This is a genomic window from Actinokineospora sp. HUAS TT18 (genome assembly GCF_051364635.1).
Classification (GTDB): domain Bacteria; phylum Actinomycetota; class Actinomycetes; order Mycobacteriales; family Pseudonocardiaceae; genus Actinokineospora.
On record NZ_CP195645.1, the window covers coordinates 1,769,592 to 1,783,441 of the forward strand.

A 13,850-nucleotide genomic window follows, 5' to 3' on the forward strand; every position below is an offset into this window, starting at 1 on the left:
ATCCAAACCTATGCGAGAAGATCCACCACCAAGTCGGCCACGAGCCGGGCTTGGCGGCCGTCCGGGTCCAGGTCCGGGTCGAAGATCGTCAAGTCCATTCCGATGCACTCTGGTGCGGTCACCAGTGGACGCACCAGTTCCACCAATTCCAGCGCGGTCAGTCCGCCCGGGTCCGGGGCATCCACCGCGTGAAGCACCGTCGGGTCGAGTACGTCGACATCGAGATGTACCCAATACGCGTCGACGTGGGCGAGGGTCGATCGGACCCAGGCTGCCGACGCGGGAGCGCCGGCTGCCCGGATCGCCGGCGTGTGGCGGAAGGCGATGCCTGCGGCGGTCAGGTCGGGGATCTCCTCGTCGTAGTCGCGGATGCCGAGTACGACTACGTCCTCGTCGGCGAACAGTGGTTCGCCGGTGGTCAGGTCCGCCTGTCCGCGGCCGGTGACCAGCGCGAGGGCCTCCCCGCCCGCGGCGCCGACGACTGTCGAGTTGCCCGGGTGTCGTAGGTCGGCGCTGCCGTCCAGGTAGACGAGGCCGATCCGGCGTGGGTCGGCGGCGGCGTGCAAGGCGGGGCCTAGCAGCAGGCTGCAATCGCCGCCTAGGACGAGGGGGAGTTCCGGGATGTCGCGCAGTCGGTCGGCCAGCGCTCGGGCGTAGGCGGCGATCTGGGGTGCGTGGAACACGCCGTCGCCTGGTTTCCAGTCGCCCCGGTCGTAGCGCGGCGCCACCAGGTGGCCTGCGTCGCGGGCGTCGAGCCGCCTCAGCAGGTCGAGGTCGCGCAGGGCGCCGGGGGCCTTGTAGCAGCCGGGCACGGCGCCGGGCACCGGCGGGCGAAGGCCCAGGTTGGTCGGGGCGTCCAGCACGGCGATCTTCATGTAACCAGCATAACGCTTTAGCCGGGTACGGCGAAGCGGCGTTCATCCGAAGATCACCGAGCGGCCACCGCGGCGGCCTAGGTTCGGGCAATGCGCCGACTCAACGCCGCTTTAGCCGCCCTGACCGTCACCGCCACCGTGCTCACCGGGACCGGAGCAGCAGCCACAACCGGCTTTCCCGCACTCCCACTCGGCGCCTCCGACCTGCCAGAACAGCGGTCCGTACGCCGGCTCGCCCCGGGCGTCGAGTTGCACAGCATCGTGCGCGGGCGGGTCGACGCGCGGGATGTGTTCACCGTGTCGGCCGGGTTCGGGGTGACCGGCCTGGAGGCGATAGAGCAGAAGGTGCGCGCCGCCGGGTTCGAGCCTCGGCGGGAGCGGGCCGGGACCGCGGGCTGGGTCGTGCGGGTCGGCAGGTTCGCCACCCTGGCCCAGGCCGACGCGCTGCTGCCCGCGCTCCGGGCCGCGGGCCTGTCGCCGCGTACCGACAACACCCTCGACGACGGTGTGGCCACTGACGGGCCGTGGCGGGTGAACCTGCTTGTGGTCGACCCGGCGAGGTTCGGCGGCGAGGTGCGCGGCGTGCTCGCGAACGACGCCGTCGCGGGGCGGGAGACGACCTCGGCGATGGCGGAGCGGGCGGGCGCCCTCGCCGCGGTCAACGGCGGGTACTTCACCATCGACGGCACCCGTGACGTGCCGGGGCCGTGGCTGGAGGGCACCGACGGCGACCCGGCGGGCATCTCGGTGATCGACGGCGAGGTGCTGTCGGAGTCGGTCGGCGACCGGCCCGCGCTGGTGCTGCGCAACGACCGCGCCCAGGTCCGGCGCCTGCGCACGGACCTCGAACTGGTCGGCCCGTCCCGCGTGCAGGTGACCGGCCTCAACCGCACCCCCGGCCTGGTCGTCAACTGCGGCGGCGTCGGCACGCTTCCCGCCGCGCACGACTACACCTGCGGCAATCCCGACGAGGTGGTCGTCTTCTCCCCCGCGTTCGGCGCCGCGCTGCCCACCGGACCTGGTTACCAGGTCGAACTGGACCGCGCGGGCCGCGTCATCGCCGTAGGCACCCGTGGCGGCGCGAACCCGGCACCCGGCCACCAGGTCGTGCAGGCCACCGGCACGGCGGCCGAGGGGCTCCAGCGCACCGCGACCGTCGGCACCCGGTGGACCACGCGGGAGCGGGTTGTCGACACCGAAACCGGCACCCCTCTCCCGCTGACCAAGCGCACGACCGTGATCAACGGCGGCCCGCTCCTGGTCGATGACGGCGAAATCGCCCTGGACCCGGCCCGCGACGGCTGGAGCCCCGAGCCCATCGCGGGTTCGGCCAGGGCTGAGTTCTTCTGGCGCTGGTACGAACGCCGCAACCCGCGCACAGCCGCGGGTGTGCTCCCGGACGGCAGGCTCGTCTTAATGCAGTGCGACGGCCGCGCGCCCGGCTGGAGCGCGGGACTGAGCATCGCCGAGACCGCCCAGGTCATGGCGGGTCTGGGCGTACGTTCGGCGGTCAACCTCGACGGCGGCGGTTCCAGCACGGCGGTGGCCAACGGACAGATCGTCAACCGTCCGAGTGACACGGCGGGCGAGCGTCCGGCGGGTGACGCCATAGTCCTGGTGCCGTAGCCGCCGACCACGCAAAAGAACGGACCCGTCACCGCGACGGGTCCGTTTTGTATCGTGCGTGAACGAAGGGTTGACAGGGGCCGACCTCAGGAGCACGCTGCGCAATTATGCATGAAAGTTGCCTTTAACCTTCATGAATGAACAGTTCTCGTGCCTGATCTTCGCCCCTGCGCCTGGAAGGTATCCATGAGAGCACGACCCCGCGCCCGCACCCTGCTGGCGATCGCGGCAGTCGCCGGATCACTCACTCTGGTGACAGCTACGTCCGCGTCCGCAGCGCCCGTCACCCTCGGCAACATCACCGCGTTCACCCAGAACGGCAGCACCTACGACATCTCGGCAGGCACCCCGAAGGTCCGCGTGTCCTTCGCCCAGCCTGGCGTGTTCCGACTCTGGATGGCGCCGAACGGCACCTTCTCCGACCCGGTCAACGGCCAGATCGCGATCAAGACCGACTTCGGCCCGGTGTCCACTTCGTACACCGACGCGGGCACGTACTACAAGATCAGCACCAGCGCCCTCACCCTGCGGGCGTACAAGACCCCGCTGAAGTTCGAGCTCTACAAGGCCGACAACACCACGCCCGTGTGGAAGGAGTCGGTCGGCCTCACCTGGGACACCCAGGCGACCACCGCGACCCAGTCGCTGGTCCGGGGCTCCGACGAGCAGTTCTACGGCACCGGTTTCCGCCTCGGCAACTGGGCGCTGCGCGACCTGACCGTCCCGGTCGCCAAGGACAACCAGTGGCGGGAGAACACGAACGCGTCCCCTGCGCCGTTCTACTTCTCCACCAACGGCTACGGCGTCGTGCGCAACACCTGGGCGCCCGGCCAGTACGCCTTCAACTCCACGGTCGGCCTGCGGCACAACGAGTCCCGCTTCGACGCGTTCTACTTCGTCGGCGACACCCCGAAGGACATCCTCAACCGCTACACCGATGTCACCGGAAAGCCCTTCCTGGCACCCATCTGGGGCTTCGAGATGGGCAACGCCGACTGCTGGAACGCCTCCAGCCCGGACTACCAGGGCGACCCGAACCGCATCGATCACCAGAACACGCCCGATGTGATCAAGTACGCCGACCAGGCGCGGGCCGCGGACATGCCGTCCGGCTGGTTCCTGCCCAACGACGGCTACGGCTGCGGCTACAAGGATCTGACCAACGTCGTCTCGCAGCTCGCCACCCGGGGCTTCAAGACCGGCCTGTGGACCTCCACCGGCCTGGCCAACATCGCCAACGAGGTCGGCGTGTCCGGCAGCCGCGCGGTGAAGACCGACGTGGCCTGGATCGGCGGCGGCTACAAGTACGCCTTCGACGGCGTGCAGCAGGCCGTCGACGGCATCGAGAACAACAGCAACGGCCGCCGGTTCGTGTGGACGGTCGACGGCTGGGCGGGCACCCAGCGCAACGCGGTGGTCTGGAGCGGTGACACCCACGGCACGTGGGCGGACATGCGCTGGCACGTCCCGGCGATCGCGGGCGCGGGCCTGTCCGCGCTGAACTACGCCTCCGGTGACGTCGACGGCATCTTCGACGGCAGCCCCAAGACCTACGCCCGCGACCTGCAGTGGAAGTCGTTCCTGCCCTCGCTCATGACGATGTCCGGCTGGGGCGCGACCGGCCCGACGACGGGCTTCCACGACAAGCAGCCGTGGCGCTTCGCCGAGCCGACGCTGTCGATCAACCGCAAGTACCTGAAGCTGCGCGAGCGGATCCTGCCGTACCTGTACTCGACCAGCCGTGTCGCGCACGAGACGGGCTACCCGTCGACCCGCGCCATGGTGCTCGAGTACCCGAACGACCCGATCGCGCGCGGCAACCAGACCAGCCAGCAGTTCATGGCGGGCGACGCGTTCCTGGTCGCCCCGGTCACCAGCGACACCACCGTCCGCGACGGCATCTACCTGCCCGCCGGAACTTGGACGGACTACTGGAGCGGCAAGGTCTACCAGGGACCTGGCACGTTCAACGGCTACACCGCGCCGCTGGACACCCTGCCGCTGTTCGTCCGCGGCGGCGGCATCGTGCCGATGTGGCCGCAGATGAACTACGCCGGTGAGAAGCCCGCGACGCCGATCACCTTCGACGTCTACCCGAACGGCAACTCGTCCTTCTCGCTGTACGAGGACGACGGCAACACCCGGGCGTTCCAGACCGGCGCGTTCGCCAAGCAGGCCGTGAACGTCACCGCGCCCACCTCGGGCTCGGGCGACGTCGTGGTCAGTGTCGGCGCCAGCAACGGCTCCTACACCGGCAAACTGGCCAACCGCGGCTACGAGCTGAACGTGCACGTGGCGGGCGCGCCCTCCACGGTCACCCTCGGCTCGACCACGCTGACCAAGCACACGACGAAGTCCGCGTACGACTCGGCGGCCACCGGCTGGTTCCACGACCCGGCCGACCGCAGCGGCGTGCTGTACGTCAAGACCGGTTCGCTCTCGACGTCGTCGGCGTTCACCGTCACCGCGACCGGCGCCACGCTGCCGACCGCGCTGCCGATCCCGGCGCTGCCCGCGGGCTCGCCGATCCCGAAGGCGGGCCAGTCGGTGCTGTCGGTCGACAGCTTCGAGCCCGGCCAGACCGGTGCCGCCGCGATCGACGGCAGCAGCTCGACGATCTGGCACACCGCGTGGTCGCAGGTCAACCCCGACCCGGCGCCGCCGCACGAGATCCAGATCGACCTCGGCGGGCAGTACAACGTTGACGGCCTGCGGTACCTGCCCCGGCAGGACGGCGGCGTCAACGGCCGGATCGGCCAATACGAGGTGTATGTCAGCGGCAGCACCACGAACTGGGGCACCGCGGTGGCGACCGGCACCTTCGCCAACGACGGCGCCGAGAAGAGCGTCACCTTCCCCTCGAAGGCTGGACGCTACGTGAAGCTGCGTGCCCTGTCTGAGGTCAACGGGAACCCGTGGACCTCGGCGGCCGAGATCACCACGCTCGGCTCGGCGGTGACCTCGGGTCCGATCAGCAAGTCGGGCTGGTCGCTGGTCTACGCCGACAGCCAGGAGACCTCGGGCGAGAACGGCGCGGCGACCAACGCCTTCGACAGCGAGATGGGGACCATCTGGCACACCGGGTGGTCCGGCAGCGTGGCACCGCTGCCGCACGAGATCCAGATCGACATGGGCTCGGCGCACTCGGTGTCCGCCCTGCGGTACCTGCCCCGGCAGGACGGCGGCGTCAACGGCCGGATCGGCCAGTACGAGGTGTATGTCAGTGACAGCACCACGAACTGGGGCACCGCGGTGGCGACCGGCACCTTCGCCAACGACGGCGCCGAGAAGACGGCGACGTTCACCGCGAAGACCGGCCGGTACCTGCGGCTGAGGGCGCTGTCCGAAGCCAACGGCGGTCAGTACACCTCGGCGGCGGAGATCACCGCGATCGGGATCTGATCGGCAAATGGGACGCGGGTCTCCCTTGTTGGGGAGGCCCGCGTTCCGCTATGCATAATGGTCTAGACAACTTGACCCGGCAAGAGGAGCCCAGGTGCTGCTGGAGATCATCGCCCTCACCGTCGCCGACGCCCGTGCCGCCGAACTCGGCGGCGCGGACCGGCTGGAGGTGATCACCGACATGGCCAGCGACGGGCTCACCCCATCCCCCGACCTGGTCGACGCGATCCGCGCCGCGGTGGACATCCCCCTGCGCGTGATGCTGCGCGACCAGGACGGCTTCACCGTGGATCGGGCCCGGCTCGCCGACCTGGTCACCGCGGCGAAGACGCTGCGCGCCGCGGGCGCCGACGAGTTCGTCCTGGGCTTTCTGACCCCGGACGGCCGCGTCGACATGGCGGCCACGGAGACCCTGGTGGACGCCCTGGACGGCGCTTCGTGGACCTTCCACCGCGCCTTCGACAACGCCTCCGACGCCGAGTCCGCGTGGCCTGCGCTGTGCGCGCTGCCCGGGCTCGACTACGTGCTGACCGCCGGATCCGCCCTGGGACTGTCACAGGGGCTCCCCGCGCTCGCGGAGCGGGCGCACTGGCAGGAGCAGGGCGTGCGGTTCATCGCGGGCGGAGGGCTGCGACACGAGCACGTGCCGGACCTCGTCGCGTGTGGCGTCACCGCCATCCACGCGGGCGCGCTGGCCCGGCCGGACTGGGACACCCCGGTCGACCCGGAGCGGGTCCGCTCGCTGCGCGACCTGCTCCACGGCGCACTGACCAGCGGCCGGACGGCGTAATTCGCTCCGGGAGCGTGGACAATTCCAACAGCCATTGTCACCATGGGCAGTCTATCTACCCATGAGTAGCTTGGTTGGGAGTAGCCCATGGAGCGCCACGTCGAGGTGTCGCCCGTCGTCCGCGTGCTGATCTTCTTCCCGGTCACCGCCATCAGCGCGCTGGTGTTCGTGATCCTCACCCTGCTCAGCGGGTACACCGAGACCCTCTTCGCGTGGCCGATGCGCAGCCCGCTGACCGCCGCGACCCTCGGGGCCGGGTTCGGGGCGGCGGCGGTGCTGCTCGGCCTGGCCCTGAGGGAGCGCTACTGGGTCAACGCGCGGATCGCGGCGCTGGCGCCGCTGCTGCTGCTCGGCCTGACGCTGATCGCCTCGGTGAGCCACCTCGGCGAGTTCCCGCTGAAGGGCGGGCCGCTGGTCGGGTTCATCGTGTCGTGGCTGTGGATGCTGGCGCACGTCGGGCTGCCGTTCCTCGCGATCATCGCGGTCGGCGTGCAGCTCGGCAAACGCGGCACCGCGCCGGAGCGGGAGACGCCGCTGCCGCGCTGGGCGCGGTCGGCGGTCGATTTCCTGGCCGTCACCATGGTCCTCGTCGGCGGCCTGTTCTTCATCTCCCCCAACACGTTCACGGGTTGGTGGCCGTGGGAGGTCTCCGCGCTCGACCTGCGCGCGCTGTCGGCGTGGGCGGTCACCTTCGGTGTCGCGATGGTGTTCGCGGTGTGGGAGGACGACCTGCGGCGGGTACGGATCGGGCTGGCCGCGTTCATCGTCTTCGGCGGTCTCGCCCTCATCGCGCTGCTGCGCTACGCCGGGCAGGTGCGGTGGGACCACCCGTCGGCGTGGATCTACCTCGCCGTCGTCGGCGGCCTGGTCGTCGCGGGCGCCGTCGGCCTGCGGCTCGCGGGCAAGCCGTTCCTGAGTTTCGGAGACCGGCCGGTGCTGGCGGAGACCCTCGTGTGAGGGCCTCCGCCAGCCGGACTCAGCTGACCGCGATCTCGGCCGCGGTCGTCCACGGACCGTTGTTCACCTCGGACAGCGCCCGCAGCCGCACGTGGGTCGCGGTGCGCGGGGTGAAGCAGGCGCTCTGCTCAGCCGCGGTGTTCACCCAGTTTCCGGTGGCCGCCGGGCTGCCCCACGTCGTGCCGTCGGTGCTGGTGTAGACCTCGTACGCCTTGATCCGCCCGTTGCTCCCGCTCTGCCGGGGCAGGTAGTACAGGCAGCTCACCGTGTGTGAACCGCCCAGGGAGAGCCGGATCTCGTGCGGCGGCGCGGGGTCCGGGTCGACCTGGGACCAGGCGGTGTGCCAGATCGTGTTGGGGTCACCGTCGATCGCCTTGGTGCCCTGACCGCCGGTCGAGACATCCTCACTGTCCACATAGGTCACGCTGAGCGTGTCGATCCGGCTCGACGTGCCGCCCACCTTGACGTCGAACAGGTGCATCCCCGCCCCGCCGACCGGGGAGCCCGCAGGAAGGGTCACCTTGGCCACGGACTTGCCCGCGGGCAGCGACACCGACGTGAACCACACCTTCGTCGCGGTCGCGACCGTCGGCGTCGTCTTGTCGTTGTACGGCGCGTCGTGCTGGTTGTGGTAGGTCGCCGTGGCGACCGCGGTGTTGCCGTTCGCCGACGACGTCGACCACCAGTCATCCAGGGTGATCGTGTAGTTCTGCGTCGTACCGTCGGTGAAGGTGATCACGCCGCTGCCGGTGGTGGCGCCGCTGACGGAGAAGCCGAGGAAGCCCAGCGTGGAACCGCTGCCGGTCACCGCGATGGTCTGGCCAGCCACCTTGACGTTGTCGGGCGTGCCGAACTCGCCGGGGTGCCACGTGAAGTCGACCCCGCCCACGGTCTTGACCGCGTTGCGCGTCAGTCCGCCCGCTCGCAGGCTCTGCCCGGAGTAGGAGCGGTAGGTCGACGACAGCGCGCCGGTGTTCGGGTTGCTGTCGCTGGTCACCGCGACCTGGTTGTAGACCTTCGAGATCGGCAGGACCGAGGCGGCCACGCCCGCGCCGTTGTACGCGCCGCGGTTGGGTGCCGCGGTCGCCGACACGGGGTTGCCGTAGTAGTCCTTGCCGCCGTTGCCGCTGATCACCGCGCCGCTGCCCAGCGCGGGCGAGCCGGTGAGCAGCTTGTAGCCGTTGAGCGCGGTGTCGAGTTCCGTGCCCGCCCCGGGCGAGGCCAGCTTGGGGTCGGCGGTGATGGCGTTGGCGTCGGCGGCGGGGGCGGTGACGCCGCCGAGATAGGTGTTGGAGTCGTAGACGATCGACGCCGTGGTCGGGAACGTGCCGGACGGCGCGACGAAGATGTTGTTGCGCCACTGGGCGTTCGGCCACGCGCCCGCCACAACCGGGCGCGTGGGGCAGAAGAACGTGTTGTTGTAGATGTACATCGGCGAGGTGTCGTTCCCGGCACCCGCGCCGAGGCGGCAGTCGTCCTGGGCGATGTTGTAGCGCAGGATCATCGTCGTGGTCGAGTTGCCCCACGACGTGCAGTCGGCGCAGTTGAGGAAGAAGCCGCCGGAGTTCCCGTAGGAGTAGTTGTACTGGTAGGTGCAGGTGCCGATGATGCCGCCGTCGCAGTCCCACGCGGTGGCGTCGAACCCGGTCGCCCGGGTGCGGCCCACGGTGTTGTACTGGAACAGCGGGTTCTTCGCGTTGATCGGCCACATGCCCGCGAACTCGCCGCCGATGTAGGGGTACTTTCCGTACCCGAGGTCCAGCGCGAGGTTCCGCTCGACCACCACGGCGTCCACGGCGTGGGTGACGATGCCGTCACCGCCGACCTCGCGAATGGTGTTGTCGGCGATGTGGACCCCGGTGTGCATCCGCCGGTTGTCCGGGTCCTGCTGGATCTTGATTCCGCCGCCGCCGGTGTCGTGCACGAAGTTGTCGGTGATCTCGACGCCCGCGAACACGCCCGCGGTGCCGTTGGCGCGCACGCCGATGCCCGCGGAGTTGGCGAACTTGGGCCCGTTGGTGCCGGTCTTGTCGCTCATGCCCGCGACGTCGGACACCTCGTTGCCGTCGATCACGATGCCATACTTGGTGGAGGAGTTGACCGACACCACCGCGATGCCGTTGCGCTCGTCGCCGGTCGCCGCCGGGCTCTTGACGTGCAGGCCGCGGATCGTCCAGTAGCTCTGGTCGAGCAGGCGCACCCCCCACGCCGCGCCGTCGCCGTTGATGACGGGCTTCGCGCCTGTGCCGTAGGAGGTGGCGACGACGGGCGAACCCGCCGACCCGGAGCCCTTCGGCTCCAAGGTGCCGACACAGGTGCTGCCCGCCTTGAAGAGCAGCTGGTCGCCTGGCCCGAACGTATGGGCGTTCACCAGGGCAAGGGTGTTCCACGGGTCGGACGTCGAGGTCCCCGACGGGTTGGAGACCGTCGATCCGCAGTCGACGTAGTAGGTCGTGTTGGTCGCTGTCGCCGGTCCGACGGCGACCGCCGCGCCCGTGACCGCGAGGAGCAAGGCCGCTCCCGCTTGGCCTAACCGCATTCTCCGCACTTGCGATCTCCTTTGATTCACCTTTGCCTGTGGGGAACCGGGGTAGTGTCCACTGCCTCCCGCAGCGTCTTGACGTTGTCGGCCACCGGGTCGACCGTCAGCGCACCGCCGACGCCGAGCGCGACCGCGCCCGCCGCCAGCCAGTCCGCCGCGTTGCCCGCGTCGACGCCGCCGGTGGGGACGAACCCCACCTGCGGCAGCGCGGCACGCAGGCCACGCAGGTAATCCGGCCCGAGATGGGCGGCCGGGAACAGCTTGACCAGCGCGGCGCCGAGTTCCAGCGCCCGCATGATCTCGGTGGGGGTCTGCGCGCCGGGGAGCACGGGCACGCCGTAGCGGTTGCCGGTGGCGATCACCTCGGGCACCACGGTGGGGCAGACCAGGAACTTCGCGCCCGCGAGGATCGCGAGCCGGGCGGTGGTCTCGTCGAGCACGGTGCCCGCGCCGACGCGCCTACCGTCGTCCACTTCGGACAGAGCACCGATCGCGTCGAGGCCACCGGGGGTCGTCAGCGAGACCTCCACGACGGGCAGCCCCGCGCCGATGATCTCGTTGCCGACCTTGACCGCGTGGTCGGCGTCGGTGGTGCGGATGATCGCCACCACCTTGGCCGCCGCGATCGCGGACACGGTTTCCCAGTGCACCAACGTCTCCCTACCTGTCCACATCGGACGCCGCGAGCGCGGCGTCGAGGTCATCGGGGTACGGCAGCCCGGCGAGGTCGCCGAGCGTCTGCACGCTCAGCGCCCCGCACGCCGCGCCGCGCCGCAGCGCGGACTCGACCGGCTCGTCGCGCAGCCAGCCGGAGAGGAACCCGGCGTTGAACGCGTCGCCCGCGCCCACCGGGTCGATCACGGCGGCGGGAAGCGCGGGCGTCGTCCATTCCCGCTCGCCGTCGGTCGCCCATGCCCCGTGGGCGCCGTTCTTGACCACCACCAGCCGCGCGCCGCGGTCGATCAGCACCCGCGCGGCGACATCCGGGTGGCGCTCGCCGGTGAGCACGTCCGCCTCTTCCGGCCCGGTGAACACCAGGTCGACCTGGTCGAGCAGGGGCCGCAGCACCTTGGCGGCCTCGTCGGTCGACCACAGCTTGCGGCGGTAGTTCGGGTCGAAGGAGACGACGACGCCTTCCTCGCGGGCGACCCGCATCGCCTCGGCCACCGCGTCCCAGCAGCCCGCCGACAGCGCCGGGGTGATCCCGGTGACGTGCAGGACCCGGGCGCCCGCGACGTAGTCGACGTCGATGTCGTCGGCGGTCATCCGGCTCGCCGCCGACCCCGCCCGGTGGTACTGGACGCTGATCCGCCGCACCGCGTGCGCGTCGCGGAGCAGCAGTCCGGTCGGCGCGTCGGGGTCGTGGACGATCCGGCTGACGTCGACGCCTTCACCGCGCAGGCAGTCGACGGCGGCGTGGCCGAACGGGTCGTCGCCGAAGCGGCCGAACCAGCCGGTCCGGTGGCCGAGCCGGGCGAGCCCGACCGCGACCGTGGCCTCCGCGCCCGCGAAGGAGCGGTGGAACGTGGTCGCCTGCCGCAGCGGTTCGCCGGGTGGGGCCACGAGCAGGCCCATCACCTCGCCGAACGTCACCAGGTCGAGCGTCATGGCGCACCCCCGAACCGGTGCGCGGGCAGCCCCGAGACACCCGGGTCCACCGCGAACAAGGCGCCGGCGAGCGGGTTGTCGGGATCGGACGCGCCACCCGCCGAGGTGACGAACAGGGTGTCGAGTCCGGGACCGCCGAAGGTGACGCTCGACGGCTTGGCCACCGGCATCGCGATCGTCCGGTCCAGCGCGCCGCCCGGGGTGTACCGGTGGACGGCGGCGCCGCCCCACAGCGCCACCCAGAGACAGCCGTCGGCGTCGACCGTCATCCCGTCCGGCGAGCCCTGCGTGATCTCCACCAGCGTCCGCCGCCCGTTGATCTCGCCGTCGGTGTAGGCGAACGCGTCGATCCGGTTGGTGGGGGTGTCGATGTAGTAGAACGTGCCGCCGTCGGGCGACCAGCCGAGACCGTTGGAGATCGTCACCCCGGTCAGCACAGTCGAGACGGTCAGGTCGGTGTCCAGCCGGTAGAGCGCCGCCTTGCCGGGCTCGGTGATCGTGCCCGCCCAGAACCGGCCTTGCGGGTCGCACTTGCCGTCGTTGAACCGGCCAGGATTCGGCACCGAGACCGCACCCACCACCGGCTTCGCAGGCGTCCCCCCGCAGGGGACCCCTGTCTTCGATGCCACCGCCGGGGTCTGACCATTCTGGGCGGTCCGCGGTGGGGCTGTGGACAACTCGGCGAGCCAGGCGAATCCGTCCGGCACGGCCAGCAGCACGCGCCCCGACGCGGTCAGCGCGAGCGCGCCTGCCTGGACGCCCAAGTCGACCGCGATCCCGTCCGACCGGTGCAGCCGCTCGCCCAGGATGTCCAGCCAGTAGAGGAGCCCGGTCTGGTCGTCCCAGACCGGTCCCTCGCCCAGTCGGGCGCGGACGTCGGAGACGACCTCGACGGCCATCACCAGCTCCCCAGCGAGCCGTCGGCGTGGTGCCACACCGGGTTGCGCCAGCGGTGCGGGTTCGCGGCGGCCGCGCGAACGACGTCCTCGTCGATCTCGATGCCCAGGCCGGGGCCGAGCGGGCGCGGGATGTACCCGTCGGTGGAGGCGAACACCGAGTCGTCGGCCAGGTAGCCGAGCCGCTCGCTGTCCGGGTGGTAGCCCAGGCCCAGGCTCTGCTCCTGGATGAGGAAGTTCGGGGTGGCGAAGTCGAGCTGAAGCGACGCGGCGAACGCGATCGGCCCCAGCGGGCAGTGCGGGGCGACCAGCACGTCGTAGGTCTCGGCCGCCGCGGCGATCCGTCTGCACTCGGAGATGCCGCCCGCGTGCGACAGGTCCGGCTGGGCCACCGCGATACCCGACCGCAGCACCGGCTCGAAGTCCCACCGGGAGAACAGCCGCTCCCCCGTGGCGATCGGGATCGACGTGGACGCGGCGATCCGGTCGAGCTGGGAGCTGTACTCGGGCAGCAGCGGCTCCTCGGCGAACATGGGCAGCAGCGGCTCCAGCAGCGGCAGCACACGGCGGACCATGCCCGCGGTGAACCGGCCGTGGAAGTCCAGCGCGAAGTCGCGGTCCGGCCCGATCGCCTCGCGGACCGCGGCGGCCCGGTCGACGATCTCCTGCACCCGCCGCGCGGTGTCCAAACCGGACACCAGACCCCACGGGTTCATCTTCACCGCGGACAGCCCGACACCCACCTGCGCCTGGGCGGAGTCGACCAGTTCGGCCGTGGTCTCCCCGCGCAGCCAGCCGTAGATGCGCACCTTGTCGCGCACGTGGCCGCCGAGCAGCTCGTACACCGGCACGTTCAGCGCCTTGCCCTTGATGTCCCACAGCGCCTGGTCGATGCCCGCGAGCGCGCTGGAGAGCACCGGGCCGCCGCGGTAGAAGCCCGCCTTGGCCATGGTCTGCCAGTGGTGCTCGACGCGCAGCGGGTCGGCCCCGATGAGGTAGTCGAACAGCTCGCCGACGGCGGCGGCCACGGTCTCCGCGCGCCCCTCGACGATGGGTTCGCCCCAGCCGCTGATTCCCTCGTCGGTGTCCACGCGCAGGAACAGCCAGCGCGGGGCCACCCGGAACAGCTCGAAGCCGGTGATCTTCACGTCTCT

General features: G+C 70.8%; 10 protein-coding genes. 4 read left to right on the forward strand and 6 right to left on the reverse strand.

Going from position 1 to position 13,850, the window contains the following annotated elements; all coding sequences use genetic code 11:
* Positions 1 to 8 precede the first annotated feature (8 nt).
* Positions 9 to 875 carry an arginase family protein gene (locus tag ACSHT8_RS07750; protein WP_436499129.1) on the reverse strand — a complete coding sequence of 289 codons (867 nt, stop codon included), beginning with the start codon at positions 873 to 875 and terminating at the stop codon, positions 9 to 11.
* Positions 876 to 965: 90 nt separating this feature from the next.
* Between ACSHT8_RS07750 and ACSHT8_RS07755 the strand changes: the two genes are divergently transcribed.
* From ACSHT8_RS07755 to ACSHT8_RS07770, 4 genes are all read left to right on the forward strand, one after another.
* Positions 966 to 2,501, forward strand: coding sequence for a phosphodiester glycosidase family protein (locus ACSHT8_RS07755; protein WP_436499131.1), 1,536 nt, complete (start codon positions 966 to 968; stop codon positions 2,499 to 2,501).
* Positions 2,502 to 2,687: 186 nt separating this feature from the next.
* The gene (locus tag ACSHT8_RS07760) at positions 2,688 to 5,903 is read left to right on the forward strand and encodes a discoidin domain-containing protein (RefSeq protein ID WP_436499133.1); all 3,216 of its coding nucleotides are present in this window, start codon (positions 2,688 to 2,690) and stop codon (positions 5,901 to 5,903) included.
* Between the two features lie 94 nt (positions 5,904 to 5,997).
* Positions 5,998 to 6,693 (forward strand): copper homeostasis protein CutC, encoded by a 696-nt coding sequence (locus ACSHT8_RS07765; protein ID WP_436499135.1) that lies wholly within the window; start codon positions 5,998 to 6,000, stop codon positions 6,691 to 6,693.
* An 87-nt stretch (positions 6,694 to 6,780) separates the two neighbouring features.
* The gene (locus tag ACSHT8_RS07770; RefSeq protein WP_436499137.1) at positions 6,781 to 7,650 is read left to right on the forward strand and encodes a hypothetical protein; all 870 of its coding nucleotides are present in this window, start codon (positions 6,781 to 6,783) and stop codon (positions 7,648 to 7,650) included.
* 19 nt (positions 7,651 to 7,669) lie between these two features.
* Here the strand turns inward: ACSHT8_RS07770 and ACSHT8_RS07775 are convergent, their stop codons facing one another.
* From ACSHT8_RS07775 to dgoD, 5 genes are read right to left on the reverse strand one after another with little or no spacing between them, the layout of a single operon-like run.
* A complete protein-coding gene (locus tag ACSHT8_RS07775) occupies positions 7,670 to 10,162 on the reverse strand; it encodes a discoidin domain-containing protein (protein ID WP_436499139.1) in 2,493 nt (830 codons plus the stop codon).
* A gap of 53 nt (positions 10,163 to 10,215) precedes the next feature.
* The gene (locus ACSHT8_RS07780; protein ID WP_436499141.1) at positions 10,216 to 10,842 is read right to left on the reverse strand and encodes a bifunctional 4-hydroxy-2-oxoglutarate aldolase/2-dehydro-3-deoxy-phosphogluconate aldolase; all 627 of its coding nucleotides are present in this window, start codon (positions 10,840 to 10,842) and stop codon (positions 10,216 to 10,218) included.
* Between the two features lie 10 nt (positions 10,843 to 10,852).
* Complete coding sequence (locus ACSHT8_RS07785) at positions 10,853 to 11,800, reverse strand: sugar kinase (RefSeq protein WP_436499143.1); 948 nt, start codon at positions 11,798 to 11,800, stop codon at positions 10,853 to 10,855.
* Complete coding sequence (locus ACSHT8_RS07790; protein ID WP_436499145.1) at positions 11,797 to 12,699, reverse strand: SMP-30/gluconolactonase/LRE family protein; 903 nt, start codon at positions 12,697 to 12,699, stop codon at positions 11,797 to 11,799. Before ACSHT8_RS07790 ends, ACSHT8_RS07785 begins: the two co-directional genes overlap by 4 nt.
* Entirely contained in the window at positions 12,699 to 13,844 is a 1,146-nt protein-coding gene (gene dgoD, locus ACSHT8_RS07795) for a galactonate dehydratase (protein WP_436499147.1), read from the reverse strand. The genes ACSHT8_RS07790 and dgoD overlap by 1 nt, the downstream gene beginning before the upstream one ends.
* Between the last annotated feature and the right edge of the window lie 6 nt (positions 13,845 to 13,850).

What these genes read in the sequence shown, in the direction of transcription:
- ACSHT8_RS07750 (WP_436499129.1), bottom strand. Translation starts at nt 875, where the DNA reads ATGAAGATCGCCGTGCTGGACGCCCCGACCAACCTGGGCCTTCGCCCG.
- ACSHT8_RS07755 (WP_436499131.1), top strand. Translation starts at nt 966, where the DNA reads ATGCGCCGACTCAACGCCGCTTTAGCCGCCCTGACCGTCACCGCCACC.
- ACSHT8_RS07760 (WP_436499133.1), top strand. Translation starts at nt 2,688, where the DNA reads ATGAGAGCACGACCCCGCGCCCGCACCCTGCTGGCGATCGCGGCAGTC.
- ACSHT8_RS07770 (WP_436499137.1), top strand. Translation starts at nt 6,781, where the DNA reads ATGGAGCGCCACGTCGAGGTGTCGCCCGTCGTCCGCGTGCTGATCTTC.
- ACSHT8_RS07785 (WP_436499143.1), bottom strand. Translation starts at nt 11,800, where the DNA reads ATGACGCTCGACCTGGTGACGTTCGGCGAGGTGATGGGCCTGCTCGTG.
- ACSHT8_RS07790 (WP_436499145.1), bottom strand. Translation starts at nt 12,699, where the DNA reads ATGGCCGTCGAGGTCGTCTCCGACGTCCGCGCCCGACTGGGCGAGGGA.